General features: G+C 50.3%; 14 protein-coding genes and 1 pseudogene. 6 read left to right on the top strand and 9 right to left on the bottom strand.

What is annotated here, in order from left to right:
- The first annotated feature begins 212 nt into the window (after positions 1-212).
- Positions 213-2,096, top strand: a complete 1,884-nt coding sequence (locus tag ACJMNB_RS09645; RefSeq protein WP_405341874.1) for a S8 family serine peptidase — start codon at positions 213-215, stop codon at positions 2,094-2,096.
- 82 nt (positions 2,097-2,178) lie between these two features.
- Here ACJMNB_RS09645 and ACJMNB_RS09640 read toward each other — a convergent pair whose 3' ends face one another.
- Entirely contained in the window at positions 2,179-3,645 is a 1,467-nt protein-coding gene (locus ACJMNB_RS09640; protein ID WP_405341872.1) for a leucyl aminopeptidase family protein, read from the bottom strand.
- Between the two features lie 135 nt (positions 3,646-3,780).
- On the opposite strand from ACJMNB_RS09640, the gene ACJMNB_RS09635 reads away from it, so the two are divergent.
- The gene (locus ACJMNB_RS09635) at positions 3,781-4,833 is read left to right on the top strand and encodes an outer membrane beta-barrel protein (RefSeq protein WP_405341870.1); all 1,053 of its coding nucleotides are present in this window, start codon (positions 3,781-3,783) and stop codon (positions 4,831-4,833) included.
- 3 nt (positions 4,834-4,836) lie between these two features.
- Positions 4,837-5,799, top strand: a complete 963-nt coding sequence (locus ACJMNB_RS09630) for a calcium/sodium antiporter (RefSeq protein WP_405341868.1) — start codon at positions 4,837-4,839, stop codon at positions 5,797-5,799.
- A gap of 23 nt (positions 5,800-5,822) precedes the next feature.
- Here ACJMNB_RS09630 and ACJMNB_RS09625 read toward each other — a convergent pair whose 3' ends face one another.
- From ACJMNB_RS09625 to ACJMNB_RS09590, 8 genes are read right to left on the bottom strand one after another with little or no spacing between them, the layout of a single operon-like run.
- Positions 5,823-7,673, bottom strand: a complete 1,851-nt coding sequence (locus tag ACJMNB_RS09625; protein WP_405341866.1) for an MBOAT family O-acyltransferase — start codon at positions 7,671-7,673, stop codon at positions 5,823-5,825.
- Positions 7,674-7,688: 15 nt separating this feature from the next.
- Positions 7,689-9,374, bottom strand: coding sequence for a GDSL-type esterase/lipase family protein (locus tag ACJMNB_RS09620; protein ID WP_405341864.1), 1,686 nt, complete (start codon positions 9,372-9,374; stop codon positions 7,689-7,691).
- Positions 9,371-11,011, bottom strand: a complete 1,641-nt coding sequence (locus tag ACJMNB_RS09615) for a GDSL-type esterase/lipase family protein (protein WP_405341862.1) — start codon at positions 11,009-11,011, stop codon at positions 9,371-9,373. Before ACJMNB_RS09615 ends, ACJMNB_RS09620 begins: the two co-directional genes overlap by 4 nt.
- Positions 11,008-12,285, bottom strand: a complete 1,278-nt coding sequence (gene hisS, locus ACJMNB_RS09610) for a histidine--tRNA ligase (protein ID WP_405341860.1) — start codon at positions 12,283-12,285, stop codon at positions 11,008-11,010. Before hisS ends, ACJMNB_RS09615 begins: the two co-directional genes overlap by 4 nt.
- A gap of 28 nt (positions 12,286-12,313) precedes the next feature.
- Entirely contained in the window at positions 12,314-13,753 is a 1,440-nt protein-coding gene (locus tag ACJMNB_RS09605) for an efflux RND transporter periplasmic adaptor subunit (RefSeq protein WP_405341858.1), read from the bottom strand.
- The gene (locus ACJMNB_RS09600) at positions 13,746-15,257 is read right to left on the bottom strand and encodes a TolC family protein (protein ID WP_405341856.1); all 1,512 of its coding nucleotides are present in this window, start codon (positions 15,255-15,257) and stop codon (positions 13,746-13,748) included. Before ACJMNB_RS09600 ends, ACJMNB_RS09605 begins: the two co-directional genes overlap by 8 nt.
- Before the next feature lie 6 nt (positions 15,258-15,263).
- Complete coding sequence (locus ACJMNB_RS09595; protein WP_405341854.1) at positions 15,264-16,055, bottom strand: efflux RND transporter periplasmic adaptor subunit; 792 nt, start codon at positions 16,053-16,055, stop codon at positions 15,264-15,266.
- A 24-nt stretch (positions 16,056-16,079) separates the two neighbouring features.
- Positions 16,080-17,642, bottom strand: a complete 1,563-nt coding sequence (locus ACJMNB_RS09590) for a carboxypeptidase regulatory-like domain-containing protein (RefSeq protein ID WP_405341852.1) — start codon at positions 17,640-17,642, stop codon at positions 16,080-16,082.
- A 198-nt stretch (positions 17,643-17,840) separates the two neighbouring features.
- Here ACJMNB_RS09590 and ACJMNB_RS09585 point away from each other — a divergent pair, with 198 nt between their 5' ends.
- The 3 genes and pseudogenes from ACJMNB_RS09585 to ACJMNB_RS09575 form a co-directional block, all read left to right on the top strand.
- Complete coding sequence (locus ACJMNB_RS09585; protein ID WP_405341850.1) at positions 17,841-18,152, top strand: DUF3467 domain-containing protein; 312 nt, start codon at positions 17,841-17,843, stop codon at positions 18,150-18,152.
- Between the two features lie 161 nt (positions 18,153-18,313).
- Positions 18,314-19,510 (top strand): FISUMP domain-containing protein, encoded by a 1,197-nt coding sequence (locus tag ACJMNB_RS09580; protein ID WP_405341848.1) that lies wholly within the window; start codon positions 18,314-18,316, stop codon positions 19,508-19,510.
- A gap of 322 nt (positions 19,511-19,832) precedes the next feature.
- Positions 19,833-20,162: pseudogene (locus ACJMNB_RS09575) on the top strand (hypothetical protein); the annotation flags it as partial.

Here is a 20,162-nt window from a genome sequence, read left to right as displayed (position 1 = left end):
AATTTTGATTTTTTTTTGCAAAGTGTATGTGTTGTACGACGTAGATGGAGTGTTGTAATATCTGTTTGCTAATGTTGTACAAATTAAATATGTTGTGTGAATGTAGTTTAGTGAAAACTTATATGTTGTTTGTTTTATTATGAACAAAGTTTATTGACGATGAAAAATAGTTTGTTTAAATTTGAGTCAACTTTTTTCAATAAGGAGAACAAATGAAAAAAACATTACCATTGATTATCTCGCTTTGCTGCATTGGAGCAAATGCGACCTCTGCTAATTATGACTTGCTTGGCCGTAAGGGAAGTAAAATGAATTCCCCGATGGTCTATAAGAATTTTGACTATTCAAAAGTCAAGAAAAATGAGCAACAGAAAGTCGGCTCTTCTTTGGAAAACCGAGCTTTGGCCAAATCAGGCATGCCAAATACTGTTGGTGCCGTGGAAGCTTTGTATTGGTCTAGCTTGACTAGTAATCCAGGTTTTGCGACAATACCTTATTATTTTAGATCAATTGATAATTATGGTAATCCGATTTTTTCTGGATATTGTGATTGGGCTAATTATAAATATCGTTGGAATGAAGTTTTTGGTGCATACAATATCGTAGAAATGTCTTCAACCGGTTCAAGTGATCCGTACCATACTTATGCGCCTTATACGCTTTCTTTTGATGGGAATATCCCTTGGACTTATTATAACTACACGCTCTTTGCTGAAAATCCTCCAGAAACGTATTACTTGTCTGAAGTGTCTCCGTATAATTCTAATCAAACGATTCGCTACGATAAAAGCATTGTAGAAGTGATGAAACATAAGAATTTTTCTGGGGCAAATAGTGTTCAAAATTGGTATGATTCCAAAGCATCGGATGTGGGCGTTTATTTGGCTGTTGACGCGCGTCCGGTAAAGAATAGCTGGAGTTTTGATCCAGAATATATTAAGTATGATTTAAATGAATGGGGCAGTGGTTTTATAGATAACTATGGGCATGAAGTAAGAGATACTCGTACTTTGAACCTTGTGAATTATGTTTCTAGGCATTCCGTTCCTTTTGTTGGTAAGAAAACGAATCCGAATAACCTAACTTCTACTTATCCCCATATCTATATTGGTGTGCGCAATAACAAGATGAGTAGTTCGGGTACATCATCTTACGATGCTTCTGCTAAAGCCTTGGATAACTTTATTTATACTAAGCGTACAATTGAATTTGTTCCTGCTGGTAATACGGGTGATGGTGCTGGTAAATTGACTGCGCAAGCACATGCTGCAAATGCGATTACCGTGGGTGCAGTTGATGTCACCCATAAAAATGTAACTAGTTACACATCTACCGTGACTCATTCTAGAGGTTCCCAGAAGCCGGAAATTTACAACTATGTTCATTTCCGCAAACCTAATGAACGTGCGATAACTTATACGCGAACGAATGGAAATCAGAAAACGTTCCAGCCGTTCTATAACGGTACAGAAATGGCCGCTGCTTATACAGCTGGTATGGTGTCTGATCTTTTGGCGGTTAACCCGTTCTATCGTTGGCATCCTGAAGTTGTGAAGGCCTTGCTTCTCACCTCTTCTGGCAATTCGATTTCTCAGTATCCTGATGGTGCTGTAACTACAACGACTCCTTCTTACGAATACTTGGTATTTGATGATATTGGCTCAAAACCCAAATATGAGTATCTTTCCCGTTATTGGAATGGTGACATTAATAAGTTGAGAAATCACGAAGTAAATGGTATGAAGGAAATTTGGTTCGTTATACCTAATTACCCGGGAAAGTCTATGAAGGCTGCTATTTCTTGGCTTAACTATGGTGATGATATCGCTAATCTTGGTGGCCAAATTCCGCAGGATTTCGATTTGTATGTGATTGGCTCATATTCACCTGAGCTGATTACGGATAACGATATGAATGTAAATGATTCTCATCTTATTAAAAAGTCGGATAGTTCCTATGATTCCTTTGAAAAAGTGGAATTCAAGTCTGGAAATCTTCCGTACCTGAAGTTCTGCATCAGATTGCATCATGATAATTCTGCTTCTGAACGTAATGGTCAGATTATTTTGGGATTCAATCTTGCGGTTACAAAATAAGAATCTTTGAATTTAATCTTGAATCAAAAAACGACCGGGATTTTCCCGGTCGTTTTTCGTTGTTTAAATGTACAGGGCTTGCTTATTCGTTGTTAGACATTTCGCGGGCGAGTTCAATCAGCGTCTGCACGCCAAATCCGGTAGCGCCGTATTCGGTGTACTTCCACTTCTTGTCGACAAAGGCCGTGCCTGCAATATCCCAGTGGCTCCAGGCGGTGTTTTCGGGCACGAATTCCTGCAAGAAGAGGGCGGCAGAAATGGCTCCTGCGTCGCTTCCCGTATTCTTCAAGTCGGCAAACTTGTCCTTGAGGGCGTCGGCGTATTCTTCTTCTAGCGGCATGCTCCAGAACTTTTCGCAGCAGGCTTCGCCGCAGTTGATCACCTTCAGGCCCAGGTCGTCATCGTTGCTGAAGAATCCGGTGACTGCGTAACCGAGGGCGCGGACCATGGCGCCTGTAAGGGTGGCGAGGTCCACGATGTGGGTGGCACCGATGAGGCCTGCTTCGGCAAGTCCGTCGGAGAGGACCAGACGGCCTTCGGCGTCGGTGTTGTCCACCATGACGGTCTTGCCGTTCTTGGCGGTAAAGATGTCGCCCGGCAGCACGGACTTGTTTCCGATTGCATTTTCGGCGAGGCAGCAGACGGCGCTCACGTGAATCGGGAGCTTGAGTGTTGCTATGGCCTGGATGGCGGCGAGCGCGGTCGCTGCGCCACTCATGTCGCTGATCATTTCGGGCATGGATTTAGGCGGTTTCAGGCAGAGGCCGCCCGTATCAAAAGTGAGGCCCTTGCCGACAATGACCAGGTGGTCCTTGGAAGTGCGCTTGGCGGGCTTGTATTCAAGGGTGATCATGTGTGGTTCGTGGGAACTGCCCTTGCCGACCGTTACATGGCCCATGAAGCCTTCCTTTTCCAGCTGCTTCATGTTGCGGACCTTGATGGAGAGGCCTTCGGTATACTTGGCGACCGTCTTTGCTCGTTCCACGAATTCGGCGGGGTAGAGGTCGGCCGCGCAAGTGTTGATCAAGTTCTTGGCAAGCGTAATAGCCTTCTGTTCCACGGCCACGTCTTCGGCAATCTTCTTGAATTCCTTGACGTGTTCGCCGGCGACAATTTCGTAGGTCACCTGGAAGTTTTCTTTCTGCTTGCTCTTGTAGGCGTCGAACTTGTAGTTGGCGTAGTAAAGACCGTGGGCAATGGCCTTGAACTGTTCTTCGGCTGCGTCGGCGAGGAACAGGCTCACGGTGGAAATCTGCTTTTTCATGGCGCGCTTGGCCAGGCGATAGGCGGCCATACGCAGGTGGTCCAGGGCCGAAAGGCCGCGTTCCTTGGCGGCATCTACAAAAATGGTGTTGCAGCCGTCGATTTCGAGGTATTCCAGGTCTTCGAAGGGGCCGTCGTTCATGCCCTTCAGAACGGATTCAGCCTGGGCGATGCCCGCGTCAGAGAGAACCCTGGAAAATTGAATGGACTGCTTGACAAAGAAAAGGGCGTAAGCCTTGTCATCAGTGTTCTTGAGATTTTCAGAGGAAACGATATTCAGATTCATGCCCTAAATTTAGTAAAACTGGGGGCGAGGGCGGTTCTATCCGCGTAATTTGCCGTCTAGTCGCTTTTTTTGCCTTTCTTTTTGCAATTTTAAAAGAAAAAATGCTATAATAAAGTGTGAAAAATGGAGGTTCAAATGAATCGTAAAATTACTGGAATTCTTAGTGTTCTTGCCCTTTCGGCATTTACCTTTGCTCAGGACGCCGCTACCGCTGCTCCCGCAGCTGCCGCTCCGGTGGAAGCTGCCGCTCCTGCTGCTGTCCGTGGTGCAGACGCTGCTGCTCCTGCAGCCGCTCCCGCTGCAACCGAACAGGCTGCCGCCCCTGTTGCCGCCGAAGCTCCCGCAGCCGTTGCTGAAGCTCCTGCCGCTCCCGCAGAAGAACCTGTCGCAGAACCTGCCGTTGTCGTAGCCCCGAAGGCTGTGCGCGGTGCCGGTAACGAAGATGTGGGCCCCTCTTCCGAAGCCGCCCAGCGTTTCCGCGATGCTCGCAATACCGTATATTACGAAACCGTTTATACTGGCCAGGACGGAGTTCCTGTCCGTACCGTTTATGTTGCCGAACGTGAAGGCAAGGACACGGTCACGATGGATGATCTCAGGGGCCTTTACCCCATGAGCTTTAAAGTCGGTGCCCACGCCTCTGTTGGTGCCTACCAGCTCGCCGGTAACGACTGGGATAGTGACCAGTACAACGGCATGAACTGGAAGGCCGGTATCATGTCCATCATTCCGTTGAATGCCTACACCATGGGTATCAAGCTCGGTGTCCTTTACGAACAGAGCCGCGCCAGCGAATCTTACTATGTCAACAAGGTGCCGACTAGCTACAAGTTCAGCCAGAAAAAAATTGATATTCCGGTGCTCTTCACCTTCAAGGCTGCCACTTCGAGAATCTTCTTCGACCTCGGTGCCGAAATGTCCATTCCTGTATACGACAAGCTCCGTATCTCTTATACCGATGCAAAGGAATCCAAGCATACGGATAAGATCGACATGATGGACGATTATCGAAACAACCTGGATTGGGCCTTTGTCTTTGGATTCTCGGTCATGGCGAACCAGTACATTTCTCTCGACATCTCTGCCAACCTGGGTATGTCCGACTTGTATGACGGTCACATGAAGAACATGAACCTGAATCTGGATGCCTCATCCTTCAACATCGGAATTTCTGTCTACCCGTTCTAAGATATGATTCTTGCCATTGTCGCTGTAATTCTTGGCCTTGCGGTTCTCGTCTGGAGTGCTGATAAATTCGTGGACGGAGCCGTAGGTATTGCCGAATTTTGCGGCATGTCTACACTTCTGATCGGTATGGTTATCGTAGGCTTTGGAACCTCTGCTCCGGAGCTTACGGTTTCTGCTATATCGGCTTCCCAAGGAAACCCTGAGCTTGCCCTAGGTAACGCTTACGGTAGCAATATTGCGAATATCGCCTTGATTCTGGGAGCGACAGCCTTGATTTCGCCCATACTCATGCAGCGTTCGGTAATTCGCGGAGACTTGCCGATCCTGATCGCGGTATCTATTCTTTCTATTGTGCTCGTGTGGGACGGCAGCGTGGTTCGCTGGAATGGCGTGCTTTTGCTGGTGGTCTTTGCGGTGGTGATGGGTTACAGCATTTGGCGCGAATTGCGCAAGGCCCATGCCGAAAATTCTGCCGATGAACCCTCCAGTGAAAAGAAATCCCTGGGCAAGTCCATTATGTGGCTGGTCTTGGGTCTTTTTTTGCTTGTGGCTAGCTCCCGTGCGCTGGTCTGGGGTGCTGTGGAAATTGCCCGCACCCTTGGGGTGAGCGATCTTTTGATCGGCCTTACCATTGTGGCTATCGGAACCTCTTTGCCGGAACTGGCCAGTTCCATTGCCGCAGCCCGCAAGGGCGAAAACGACCTGGCCCTCGGAAACATTATCGGGTCTAACCTTTTCAATACGCTGGCTGTAGTGGGCCTGGCTGCCACCATTTCGCCTATGGACGAAATCGAGAGCGTGGTGACTACCCGCGATATGCCGCTTATGACCGCCCTGACCGTGGCCTTGATTATTCTTGGCTTTAGGCGCAAGGGCGACGGTCGTTTAAACCGTATTGCCGGCGGAATCCTTTTGGCGGTTTACGTCGGATACCTTGCTTTGCTTGTTTCGCAAGCAGCCCATTAATTTGATTTAGTTTTGATCTTCCGCTAGAACTGGAAGTAGATGAAGGGGCAGCTGTCTGCGCTCATGAACTGGTATATCACGAAGATGATGAATGCCGTGCTTGCCACCATCAGCGGAATGGGCTGAGAGGCGAAGGCGATGCGGTAACGGCTCTTGATCTTCTTGGGAATCCAGTGGATGAGCATGCCCGCGATAAACACCAGGATGATATTGATGTGTTCCCAGGCGATTGTGCCGATGGTATCCCATTTCCAGGCGGTACCCATCTGCTGCACCATGTTCTTGGCGGTGTTCCAGGCCACTTCGTTGGCTTCGGCCGGATCCAGGTTAGAACCGGCGCGGAAGAACAAGCGGGTAAAGGTGATGAATATGAAGGTCAGGGACACGTTCCAGGCCACGTAAATGCCGTGGATGTACTTGTCGCTGAACAGGCGGAAAATCAGCACCGAGTAAATACCCACGAACAGGATGCCGAAATAGGCCGCCGTGATGGCGAAAATGGCGATGTGGCTCTGCTTAAAGATGATGGCGCTAGAGGCAAAGAGCACAAAGGAGGCGATGGCGCGGAAGGTAACGCTGCGCTTGACCCAGATCTTGTTGAACACCTGGCCAAAGCCGTTTAAGCCGCCCCAGATGATGAAGTTCCAGCTGGCACCGTGCCACCAGCCGCCCACAATCTGCGTGGACATGGCGTTCATGTTGGTGGTAATGAACTTGCGGGAATCGGGCTTGAAGTAAGCGTAAATGGCAATGTAGAGGAAGAACAGGCCGAGAGCAATGCCCACCCAGACGCTGCCGGAGAGCATGATGGCCACCAGGCTCAAGAAGCCCATCCAGAAGAACGTTCCGACGGAGGCTCCTCGGTTACCGCCCAGCGGGATGTACAGGTAGTCGCGCCACCAGCTGGAAAGGCTGATGTGCCAGCGACGCCAGAATTCCGTGGGGCTGAGGGCCTTGTAGGGGCTGTTGAAGTTTTGCGGCAGGCGGAAACCCATGAGGAGGGCAACGCCGATGGCGATGTCGGTATAGCCCGAGAAGTCGGCGTACACCTGCAGGGAGTAGGCGAACAGGGCAATCAGGTTTTCGAGGCCGGTAAACAGCAGGGGAGTGTCAAAGACGCGGTCCACGAAGTTGGTGGCCAGGTAGTCGCTCAAGATGATTTTCTTGGCCAGGCCGTTCAAAATCCAGAAGACGGCAATGCCGAAGGTACGGCGGGGCAAGAAGAATTTCTTGTACAGCTGGGGCACGAACTTGTCGGCACGCACAATGGGGCCCGCCACCAGCTGGGGGAAGAAGGACAGGTAGAAACCGAAATCCAGGATGTTCTTGACGGCCGAAATCTTACCGCGGTAAATATCGATGCAGTAGCTCATGGCCTGGAAGGTAAAGAAGGAAATGCCCACCGGCAAAATAATCGTATCTACCAGAGAATGGGTGCCGAACATCTTGTTGCTGGCCGCCGCGAAGAAGTTGTAAACGTGCAGCTCGATGCCGGTAAAGTCGTAGAGGGCGTCCAAGAAGAAGTAGGAATACTTGTAGTAGCAAAGAACCAGAAGGTCGATGATGACTACGATAATCATCAGGAATTTCTTTTTCCACTGGATTTCGGCTTTTTCGATCCACTTGCCGATAAAGAAGTTCGCGATGACGCAGAAAATCAGGATGCACACGTAGCTGCCGCTGGTCTTGTAGTAGAAGAACAAGCTGGTCGCAAACAGGAACGCGTTGCGGAGAGCGATGCGGTTCTTGATGAGGGTCAGGAATGCAAAGACTACGGCGAAGAATCCCCAGAAATAGAACTGCGTAAACAGCAGGGGACTGTTCGCATCGAAAGCAAAGGTTCTTGTTAAAAAAGGTATTAAATAATCTAGCATAGCATTGTCATCTATTTATTTGACTTCACTTTTAGTCTGTGCAGGCAAATTGGCTATATGCTCTTGATATGTCTTGATGATTGCCTTGTAGAACAGGTCGCCAAGGAGGTTGTAACCAGCCAATTTAAAGTGGACCTTGTCCGCCTTGGCCAGGTCGGCCTTTTCCCATTTGGCCATGGAGCCTAATCCCCCCATGATGCTGAACTTGTCCCATACGCCGGCCTTATGCTTTTCGGCCAGGGCGAAGAATGCCTTGCGGGCCACGTCGCCGTTGGGGTGTTGCACGTAGCGTTTTTTCTTGACCTTGCGGTACATGTCGTTGTTGGTCTCGAAAATAATGGCGGCGTTGGGGTTCACCTTCTTGATACGGGTAATCAGCTTGTCGTAGTCTTCGCGGAACTGCTTGTCGTTAAAGCGTTCCACGTTGGCGTCGTTGATGCCGATGGCGAAAATCACCAGGTCCGGCTTGTAGTAGGCCAGTTCCTTTTCGAAACGGGGGCAGACTTCTTCAAAGTAGTCGTGAACCTTGGCGCCGTTGATGCCCACGCCGGTATAGGTAATGCCCGGGTTGTTGGTTTCGGTCAAAATACCCGTAAGCGTAAAACGGGGGCGGGCGTTCTTCTTTGCAGAATCGGGAACGACTTCCGCTTCGGTAATGCAGTGCTCGTTGGCGTAGTTGGTGGAATCCAGCTCGCCTTCGGCGTAGTTGACAGCCGGCTTGTTTACCATGTCGGCACAGCGGCGGGGGCCCTTGGCACGGGCTTCTTCGCGGGCGAGGCAGGCGGTGTCCAAGACATCGCATTCACCCTGGAACATGGAATCCCTGGCTACTTCGGGCAGGGCCACGTTGTTGGGAATCTTGGCGGGCGGTTCGGGTTCCTTCTTGTTCTGGGCGGTGTCGCCGTTGGCCTTTTTCAGGGAGTCTTCCTTGGCCCTGGCGATGGAGTCCTGGATCAGGGAGTCCGTAATGAACTGGGCGATGGTGGCCTGCTGCAGGGAATCCATCCAGCGGAATGCGATCTGGATGGTATCGATGGGGCGGGGGCTCGTAAAGACGTAGCTCTGGCTTGCCGTGTCCAGCTTGCCGTAGATGTCGGTGGAATCTACACGCAGTACGGGTACCACATCGTTGTTGTCGCTGTAACCGAACAGCCTGAGCTTGGTTTCGCCCCAGATAGGTTCAGAATTGTACTTGTCTAAAAGGAGGGTGATTTCGGAGCGGGGGTCGCTGGTGCTGACGGCGATACCAAGCAGGCCCAGGGGCTTCTTGATTTCGCGCTGCACGTTCTTGTTCATGTCCCAGATGCCCTTGTAGGCGCTGGCGTAGCTGGCGGGCGTGTTGGTGCGGGCGGCGGAGTAGGGGAACACGAAGCCGCGGCCTGCAGAGGCGCCCGGATATTCCTTGATAAAGTGTTCGCGGATGCGGCCCGAAATCACGTCGGCCTGCAGGTGGGAACCACCCACGTGCAGGATGCGCACCTGTCCGCGGTTTTCGAACACCAGGGTGTCCAGCTTGTTGTAGAAAGCGTTGAAGGACGCATTTCCTCTGGGGAACTGAATTACGTTAAGCGAAGTGTCGATAAAATCGTAGCGGGTCAGGTCGATGTTGTAGGCACCTGGGGCTGCCGTTAGCTTTTTCGCTTCGCTTGCAATAAGGTTTGTTGTGAGAGCTGCAATCAAGGCTACGGTAAGAAATCTCATTTCTTAGCTCCTCCTTTTGCCTTCTTAGTTCTTCTCTTGACGTTCAGGAACGTGCGCTCCGGCAGGGCGTTCTTTTCTTTTTCGACTTGTTCTTCGGAGCTCCACTTGTGAATGTCTTTCAGCTTTTCGTCACTAATGTTGTGGCGGTCGCGGAACTTGAAGTAGTCGTAATGCATGCGCAGTGCCGAGCAGAACAGGTCGCCCATGTAGGCAGCGCCGCGGCGGGTAAAGTGGATGTGGTCCGTGAAGCCCAGGGCCGGATCCTTGTTGACCCACTTGATCATGGCTCCGTTGCCGCCCATGACGCGGTGCATGTCCCAGTAAGCGGCACCGTTTTCGAGGGCAACTTCGCGGAGAGCCTTGATGGTCATGTTCAGGCCAGCGTAGGTTTGCCATTGGCCGTCCTTTTGGCGAGCCATGTCGGCAGGGCCGATGAACAGGATGTCTGCATCGGGGTTCGCCTTTTGAATGGCCTGAATCTGACGGGTGATGATTTTCTTGGTCCAGTCGATGTTGCCGGAGTTGATGCTGGGAACCAGGTTTCCGCCGTATTCCATAATCACCAGGCGGGCGTTCATGGCCTTGTAGGATTCTGCCAAGAGTTCGGTGTCAATGCGGTGGAAGATGGTTCCCGAAGAACCGCGCATGGCCACGTTGTCAACGGCCACGCCATAAGCACCGTCGGCGGCAATGGCGTAAATTTCGCCGTTGCCGGACAAGTACATCTTGGCGACGGATGTGGTGTCCTTCAGCTTCCAGGTAAAGACCTTCAGCTTGTTGTAGGTATCGACCGTGGGTTCGCCTGCGTCTACCACCTTGGTGGTGCGCTTTTCCTTGGAGGTGCCGTCATCGTTCTGGCCGACCACTTCTGCAAAGGTCTGGTTGACGTTGAGCTTGGCCTTGATGCGGGCGTTCTTGTTGGTCAAGAGCTTGATAGTCTTGTAACCGCCTACGTGGGGGAACTGTCCCTTGCGTTCCTTGCGGCGCTGGATGGTAATGGCGGCTTCGCCTTCCAGCTTGGCCAGCTGGGCCAAGGGGCCGTAGCGGCTGTGGTCCGCTTCTTCGTCTTTCGGTCCAAACAGGATGTAGCGGGAGAGTGCGCCCGTGCTGGCATGACTGGTGGTCTGGGACGGTACGGTCATGATGGCGGGCATCATGCCGGGGCCTGCGCCACCGAATTCGTCTTGCAAGTCTTCGCGGATGGTGGCCGAAATGCGGTCTTCTTCAAGCTGGGAGTCGCCGTAGTGGACCACGTGCACCACGGTGCTGTCCAGGGAGGCAAGCTCCATGTGCAAGAAGAATCGGTCGAACCACGTGGGGTCGTTGTTGGGCAAATCGAATCGCGTGCGTCCCTTTTGGAAAAAGTCCTCGTAGAACTTCAGGGAGTCACTGAAGGCGGCGAATTCCTGCCGTCTGGTGGCTTCCATCATTTCGCGGATAGCCTCTTCGGGGTCGACCTGTCCGGATTCCTCGAGGGAATCGCCGACGGCCTGCTTTTCGAAGATTTCGGTGAGCTTCGGGTACCGGAGCGTGCTGTCGCCTACATGAATCCCGTCGTTGGGGTAGATGAGGGCGATCAAGCCCAGCACCGCGAAAAGGCTAATGATAGAAAGGAGGACTTTTAAAGGGGACATCATAGGCGGGCAATAATCGCTGCGACGTTGCCGACAAACATTTCGCCGGTGCGCATGTCCTTGTATTCGAATTCACCTTCGGCAGCCTTGGATCCGTCCACGTAGACGACAATCTTGGCGCCCTGATAGTTTGCTTGATCCAGCTGCTTGCCCATCTTCATGGGGGCCAGCGGGTGAGATACCGTCTTTCCGTCTGCGCGGAACACCTGGGCGGTTTCGAATACCTTCTTCATGTCGTTGCCGAAGCTTGCGATGTAGAAGTCCACGCTCTGCTTGGGGCTCGGGAGCAGGTTGTGTTCGGCCAGGAGGTCTGCGAGAACCACGTCGCCCATGCCAAAGCCCACGCCCGGAATGCGTTCGCCGCCGAGCTTTTCGGTGAGGCTGTCGTAACGGCCACCGCCAGCGATAGCGCGCATGGATTTACCCTTGTCAAAGACTTCGAACACGATGCCGGTGTAGTAGGCAAGGCCGCGAACAATGGAAAGGTCCAGGTTCACGCATTCGCCGTAGCCTGCTGCGGTGAGGGTGGCGAACAGGTCTTCGATTTCGGCGAGGGCGGCCGTTGCATTTTCGCTGTGCACCTTGGTCTTGACTTCTTCGATGCTCTTGCAGCTCATGAAGTCGTCCAGTTTTTTCACCTGGTCTTCGGAGAGGCCTGCGTCGGCGAGAGCCTTGGCGAAGGCTTCGGGGCCGATTTTTAAGCGGCGGTCAAGCACCGGGTAAACCAGCGCCGGATTCGGGGCGCCGATTTCTTCGAGGTAGGTGGCCAAAAGCTTGCGGCTAGAAACGCCAATGGCAAATTCGCCATCTTTGAGGCCGAACTTGCGGAGCATGGTAGCGATAGCGGCCATCAGGTCAGCTTCGGCGTAGATGCTTTCGGTGCCGATAATGTCCATGTTCAGCTGGAAGAATTCGCGAAGGCGACCCTTCTGTGCCTTTTCGTAACGGAAAAGGCGGGGCATGCTGAACCACTTGAAAGGCTTCTTGAGTTCGCGGGCCTTTTGGATCACCAGGCGGGCCAGCGTGGGGGTCATTTCGGGGCGGAGTGCGATTTCGCGGTCGCCCTTGTCCTTAAAGTTGTAAAGCTGGCTAACGATTTCTTCGCCGGACTTGCCTGTGTAAAGCTCCAGGTGTTCAAACATGGGGCCTTCGTATTCTTCGTAGGCAAAAGATTCGGCGACGCTGCGCCAGGTGTCAAAAATGTAATTCTGGATGCGCTGGGCTTCCGGGTAAAAATCACGTGTGCCCTTAGGCAACTGAGGGATAGAAATGCTCATAGTGAGCACAAAGATAGAATTTTTTGCCTTACCACCAAAGCTTCAGGCGCAAAAAGTCGATGGCCTGATGCGATAAAATCCACCAGAGAGTCTTTTTCTCGGAGAATATTTTGGTAATGCCTGTCATGCCAGGGCGGAACCACGCTGGAGTCTGCTTTACAAATTCTCCGCGTACAGCGAAGGTGTTTTCTTGATCCTTGACGGTGGCCGTGGGGCTGATGCGTTCCGTTCTAAATCGGTAAACATAATCGGGGCGGCTCTTGATGGCGAGCAGGCCTTCGCCGCCGAGTTTCACATTCTTGATTTCCAGTTCGCTAACGCTGGATTCTACATAGATGTTTTCAATGGTAGCCATCTGGAATAGTTCGGAACCTTGGCTGACTGGGGCTCCGATACGTTTTTGCAGGTCACCTTCGACGATTATGGCGCTGTCGGCTGTTACGCTGATTACTGATTTTGAAAGCTTGTAGCGGACTGTCTTTAGCTTTGCCAGAGTCTGTGCAAGTTTTGCCTGCTGAATGCGCATTTCGGCCAGTTCCCTGTTCGCTTGCGCTTTTTGAATTTCGCGGCGGTTGTCCTGCTCAACGGCCATAAGGTCGGCTTCTTCGAGTTTAAGCTCCTTTTGGTCGAGTCGCAAAAGTTCCTGACCCTTGTACACCATGTCGCCTGGCTTTACGCTTACGCTTTCGATGTAGCCGTCAAATGGAGCTGTCGTATAAATTATTTTGTCTGTTTTCAAGATCGCAGGGGAGCTTACCCTGTATTCAATGGGAACGAGCGTTGCAAAAAGGATAAATGCGGTAACGAGAATACCGATCAGCTTTGCCCAGGTGTGTTCGTGCCCTAGGAACTTGCCTAGCACTTTGCGTGCTTTGTGTGCCATTCTGGCGCCGAACCAACGGCTTTTGCTGTAAAGTTCCAGTAGCCTTGCACTGCAGAGGTTTGCGGCGAGATGAATCTGGGTCGATTCGTTGTCGTCGAAAATCTTCCCCTTGCGTTCGCATGTGATGATCCCAATCACTTCGTCGCCGTGCCTGATGGGGACCGAAAGCAGGTTGCCTGCATTGTGGGTTTCGCTGTAACGCTTGTGTTCCCGGTTTGAAAGGGGGCTGTTCTCTTTTTCGGGGTAGGTGATAGCGGCATCTTGCTCGTAGGCTTCTTCCATGGCACCTTCGAGGTCGCGCACGATCTGCATCTTCTTTTCGAATCGGTCGGTATGGCTAATGGCCTTGAGGGCGATATAGTCATGCTTGAGCCAACCTAGGCTCACCCTTTCGGCATGGTGCCTGTCGGCAATTTCGCTTGCGAGGGTAATCGCCGTTGCCTTGAATGTTTCTTTTTCTAGTACCTTTTGGACTGTATCAAAAACATTGGTCATCTGCATTATCTTGGCGTTCGAGCTCTGAAGAGCCCCCTGCATCGCCTTGATAATTTCGGTAGGTTCCAGCGAAACGGTCTTCTTATTCATGGAGCAGATCCTCGCGGAGGGTGAGCTTCCCTTCTTTCCAAGATTCTAGGTCATTCTGCAGTAAAATTTTGCCTGTAGCGCGAGCGAGCCTAACATCAATAACTCGAAGCAGCCGCATGCTTTCCAAGTGGCGTTGCTTTGCTTCGCGCAAATCTTCTTCTGTCTCGAAAATCTGGTGGTAGTTGCTTTTGCCAAGTTCCAGTTTCTTGAATTCTTCTTCCAGTTCTTTTTCGTGATATTTGACGGTGACTTCGCTCAATTGCCATTGTTCACGCAGTTCGACAGCTCGTTTTTTCAGCATCTTGTATTCTTCGAAGAGCTTGCTCTGGATAAGCGTAAGACGGATTTTGGCTGAACGCACGTTGGCCTTTTCTGCTGCAATCTGGTGGCGTTCGTGAATGTTTGCGAACAGGGGAATATCTATTTCAATTCCGCCCGCAAGGACTGTCTGGCGGATATTCTTGCTCTTGAACCCGGCTACTGCGGCGTGGGCATTGTTGTCTCTATTGCGGATCCCGTAATTGCCAACAAGGTCCACCTTGGGCAAGAAGTTGGACTTGTGCAAGTCCAGCTCGGTTTCGCGGATGTCCAGTTCGGCATTTTGCGAAAGGTATGTCGGGTGCATGGCGCTTATGGAATCGATGAATGTAAGCGAGTCAAGGACCCTTCCGGAATCAAGTTTGGTGTCTGGGGCAATGGCGAGGGGGCGCTCGTCTTGCAACATTTCGGTGGACGAAAGCATGAGCAAAAAATCAAGCCTTGCGGCTCTTAGCTTGTCGAGGGCTTCTAAACGAGCGGCTTCGCGATTTGAAAATTCGGCGATTGTCTTTTGGTAATCTAGCTGAGATAGCAAGCCGTGTTTTACGCGCTTTTGGGCGTCGTTTACTATATCGGCTGCAACTTTTGCAGATTCGGTTGAAAACTGGAGCATTTGTTGCGAATAGTAATAGTTCCAGTAGCTATCGCAGAATTTTTCCAGAATTTCGCTTAAGGCTTCTCGGTATTTCTGGTAGGCGTATTCTTTTTGGAACTTTGCCGAGCGTAAATCGTTCGTGGGCGAAAGATACAGCGGACCGTCTTTCAAAAGGTGCTGGCGGAGTTCTGCGCCAAAGTAAAGTTCCGAGGTGTAGTCGCTGTGGGTATAGGTCGCCTGGTTAAAGCCGACATCATATTCGGTACCCGTGGGCAACTTGCCTTGCACGCCAATCTTGTATTCGTCTTTAGTCTCGGTAAACAGGGCGCTGGGGCTCTCGCCACGTTCCTTGAACGCGCGTCCGATTAGATGCGGTTCGAAGTTGCCGTATGCGCCTTGGGCATATTCGGAACGTACAATCCAGTTGTATTTAGCCTCCTGGACATCGGAATTATTTCCGATGACCATTTTGAGGGCTTCATTAAAGTTGATGACTAGCGAATCTTCTTGCGCAAAAACCACTTGTATCGCGAAAAGCAATACAAAATAAGCGATGCTCCTTAAATAAGCCTGTTTACGCGCTGCCATCATTATCGGTTATTTAATCTGGATCTTCCCGGTGACGCCTGGTTCTACGGACTTGTCCGAATTGTCGAATATCACCTTGACGGTCCTCAAAAGGCTCGCCTTGTCTACCACGGGTGAAATAAACTCGATTTTGCCCTTTTTGCTCTTAGCCTTGCCGCTATTGAGTTGCAGGTTTACCTGTTGGCCAATCTTGAGTGAACTGGCCTTGTTCACGATAATGTAGGCTGTCATGCGGCAGGTTCGCACATCGGCGATTTCGATAATCGGCTCTAAGGCTTCGACGCTTTCGCTGGTGTTCTTGGAAATCGATACGATTTCGCCGTCAAAGGGGGCTATCAGGTATTGCTTTTGGAGCTGGGCACGGGCCATGCGGTGTTCCAATGAATCCTTGATCTTGTTGACTTTGGCGGCGTTCCAGTCGGCTCTAGAAATGTCGAAGTTCATCTGTTTTTCCCACAGTTCTTCTTCGCTTACCGAGTTGCTGGTTTCGTACAGTTTTTTGATGGCGTAATAGTCTTTTAGGTATGTGTCCATTTTCGCCTTGGACGATGCGATGCCCGAATAATCGTCGGCAATGATCTTTGTCATGTGTACGCGAATCTCTTCTTCGGTCTTGACAAGGTTCATCAGGGTGTCGCCCTTGTGTACGAATGCGCCTTCTTTCACCCAAATGCGGTCAATTTTTCCGGGGACGGTAAAACCGATTTTTGCCTGGGCGATGGGTTCCGTGACTCCGTCAAAAGAGGCTGCAACGGCTGTCCCGAATGCAAACAAGAAAAATGTCAGGAAAAATAGTTTCAAAAATATCAACCTGGATAATGGTGTTTAGATGGCGCTGCTGCTCGAAGAACTAGCCGTATCGCCTTCGCTCGGCAATTCCATGGCCGAACTGCTCGATGATTCAAAGACGGCTTCGCTGCTTGACGATTCAATGACTGCGCTGCTGCTCGAAGATTCTGCGCTGCTAGATGATAAAGCCTCGGAAGAACTGCTTGATTGGGGTGGTACAACGAGTTCTGTTCTCAACTCAAAATTTTCGGCATACAGGCCGTTCTTGGCGTAAATGGTGATGTTGAAGCCTGCGCTGTCGCCCTGTTGGCGGTCTTGCAGAATCTTTTCGTCCATTTGTACGAACATGGTGTCTTTTTTGACCCATGCCTTGGAATTAGCGTAGAATCCGTTGCCGTACAGGGTTCTGTGAACACCGCTACAGTAATTCCATTGAATGCGGTCGGTGTTCTTGTCGAGTTCTTCGGAGAACTTGACCCACATGGTGTCTTCGATTCCAAATGTAGCCTTGAATTTGCTGTTGGTCGGCCATGCATTACTGGTGATTGCGTATAGTCCGCGGTCAGTCGTGAAGGCGGAGTCGCCGCTGAATGTCATTTGAATGCGGTCGTTCGACTTTTTTTCGTAGGCGACAATGCTGACTACGATCTTTTTTTCGGCAGGGAAGGCCGTGTCGTGTTCCAGGAACAGCGTATCGCCTTTAACGACGGGCTTCACGTACAATTTGTTTGTGTCTGCCGTTACTTCTACCGTGAGATTGCTGGAATGGATTTTTTGCGAGAAGACGTAGTAAGGCTTTGCAAGGGTAGAAATGTTCCCGTATCCAATGAAGTTGTTGTCCATCACGTTCGAGGCTACAATCTTTTTCGTTTGCGGAATCAGAGTGTCTTGAACAAGGTAGGCGCGCCCGAGATCGCGCGTAGCGCCTGCGGCAAGTTTGGGGAGTGCTACGCTATAGAGTTGGTAACGGATGTTTTTGTAAGTGTAGCCGGCTACGTTCAGTACAAGGCCCGTGTCGGCGGGCAATTTCTTAAAGGTGAATTTGCCAAGGGAGTCTGTTTTGGTAGAGAACGTTTTCGGGAAAATGTTGATGTAACTGGAATCAATGTGCGAAAGACTCAGCGAAAGACCTGAAACCGGAATTTTTTTACCAGAACCTGGGTCGCTGATGTAGAGTTCGCCTGTGACGGCTGCATTGAGCGGGCTTAACCGTATAACAGCCGAGGTACTTGCGACCACGCCTTCCATGTGGCTGGATTCGTTTGTGCTAGAGACGTCAAAAACTTTTGGGGTGTAATACAGGGTATCTTTTTTGTTGACGCTGATATAGTTGAACGTAAAGGTCCTGGAACCGTATGGCAGGTTGCTTATATAGAAGTTGCCGTTTTCGTCGGTTTCGGTGGTGTCAATGTCGCCGTCGTTGTCGAGGTAAGAGATTTGAGCACCTTCGAGAGCGAGCCCTGTCGATGCGTCAATGACCATGCCCGAGAAAGTCCATTTGGAATATTCCGAGTTTTCGGAATCTGTTACGGAACAGGCCGTAAAATAAGATGCTGCCAAGAAAGCGGCAACAACAATAAACCAATCCTTTCTATTCATTGGACCTCCAGTAACACAATATCCCAAAACGAGGCGAATTTTAGAATTCTTTATATAAAATGTCAAGATGCAAAAATGAATACAACGTATGTTTAATTTTACACCTTGTATAAGTTTTTTGTAACAATTTAAGCGGATTGCTTTTGTTAAATTTGCGAGCGCGTTTTGGGAAAGTAATAACAATTGGAGGTTTTCTATATGGCAGAAAATACGAACGAAAAGACTGAATCCGTTGCCCAGCCCGAAGTGGTTTGGAATGATTCCAATATGAAGAGTCTTTATGTGAACGCGACCAACGTGGTGGGCGGCCGCGAAGAAATTATGATGCTTTTGGGCCTTAACAAGGCTTGGAACGTGAATCAGGGCAAGGTGAATGTCGACATTGCCGAACGCGTGGTGATGACCCCGTACACGGCTAAGCGCTTGGCCATTATGCTCGCCGCAACCCTGAAGGCTTACGAAGCTAAGTTCGGCCAGATCGATATCGGTCTCCAAAAGAAAGAAGACTAGTCTTCTGCGTTTATCCTAAATAGAGTGTTGAGGCATCCAAAAGAATTTGGATGTCTTTTTTCGTTGAGTTTGTTATATTTCGCAAAAAAAAATGAAGGTTAGGTGGGATTATGAAGAATGTTATTGCTGTAGGTCACCCTCGACTGGCAAGGAGGGGGTCCATGCCTCTTGTATTAGCTCTTGTTTTCGCGATCTTTGTTGCCGGTTGTGGTGACGATTCGTCAACTTCTTCTGACCCGGCCTCTGAAAGCCAATCCTCGTCAAGTGTCACCCTGAGCGAAGTCGAAGGGTCTAGTTCTTCGGTCGGTAGGGAAACGTCTTCTTCGTCTGTAAAGTCTGGAGATGATTCGCAGAAGAGTTCTAGTTCTGTGAGCGGTAAGAACAGTAGCTCAGATGGTGTGGATACATCTTCGTCGAGTGTAGATAATACTCGTTCTAGTTCCAGTGGCTATGTGCTACGGGATTCGCTTTGCTCGAGTGATTATGAGGGGTGGACTCAGTATATTCCTCAGTTGCAACAGGAATTTATCTGCGAGAATGGCCGCTGGATTCCGATGTCTTCTAGTTCTGTAACGCCTTCTTCTAGTAGCAAGTATTACGACATGAGCCGTCTTTTTGTAAGCGAGAATGACTACAGCTACGGGGAATTTACGGACCCCCGTGACGGCCAGGTGTACAAGACAATTCGCTATGAACATGGTTTTCGTGGAATAGATTCTATAACTTTTTTTGCCCAAAATCTAAACTATGGCAGGATGATTCCTGGGGGAACCCAGATGACCGATTCTACCAAGTTCTGCTACGATGATGACCCTTGGTATTGCGAGAACGGCTTCGGTGGCCTTTATACTTGGGCTACGGTGATGAATTTCCCGGCAGCCTGTGACAGCTTTGCCATGGGCAGTGCCAAATGTCCGGAGGAGTACGACTTGATGAGTAATCCGGTTCCCGAGTATCAAAATAACCTTAGTCTTGTCATTCATCGGGGAATTTGTCCTGAGGGATGGCATGTGATGAATGAGGAAGAATGGGCTACTGTAATGAAAGGTCGCGGCTCCAGAGATGGCGCTTCGTATTTGGGCGCTGTTTTGTGGGGCTCCAATCAGCGTGGATTTTCTCTTTTGCCTGCCGGAGTGCTACAAACTCAATGGGTTGATTCTCCAGAAAAATATATTAGATATGCGAATATTGATGTGTTCGCAGATCATTGGATTCCTGGTGATTATGATGGTAGTCTAGTGAGAGATTCGACTGCGTCATATGGTAATACTGTTCTGATTACTCAAGATCGAATTAATCGAACTGCTGGTACAAAGAAGGTTAATGGCCTTTCTATTCGTTGTGTACAGGATTACTAAACCTTAATTAATCATTCAAAAAAGTTTAACAAAAAAACAGGGCTTTGGGGAAAAGCGTGCTAAGTGAGCGTCGCGACAAAACGCTTGCGTTTTGGCATGACCGAACGACGCCGCGGACGCCGCAGGCGTCAAAAGCCCATTAAGTGAGTGTCGCAGAATCAAACTTGTTTGATTCTATGACCGAACAACGTTGCGGACGCCTATACGAAACTTACCACTTTAGTGGTCTAGTTGAGTTATCCCCTTTGGGGAGTAAGCGTCAAAAGCCCATTGGGAGTTATTATGTCAAAGAAAAGCGTGCAAGGCTCGACTGCGCGGGTGCTTGCACACGCATAGGAGAGCCGCAGCCGCGGACGCCTTGCCGGTAATGATGATGGATGCTGCCCAGGTCTTAAGTGCAGTCAAGAACGGTTCCGCAGTACCTATTTTCCCGAAAAATAGGTATATTTTTTTTAGTCTGCCAAACTTCAAGAAGTCCGCTGAAGAGGTGTCCGGTCCCGTGGATGCATGGCTGTATCTGCTGAATCATGCCGCCGACAGCGACAAGTTGCCAAACTTTGGCAGTGATATAATTGAAGAGGCTATTGACCGCATCCGTGTGGACAATGCGGACGAAGAACTTCTATCTGACCAGGAGAACGCCATGTCGATG

It is taken from the genome of Fibrobacter sp., assembly GCF_045131395.1.
Lineage (GTDB): Bacteria > Fibrobacterota > Fibrobacteria > Fibrobacterales > Fibrobacteraceae > Fibrobacter.
The sequence above is the reverse complement of the archived record's forward strand: the minus strand, read 5'-3'. Positions and strand labels throughout refer to the sequence as shown.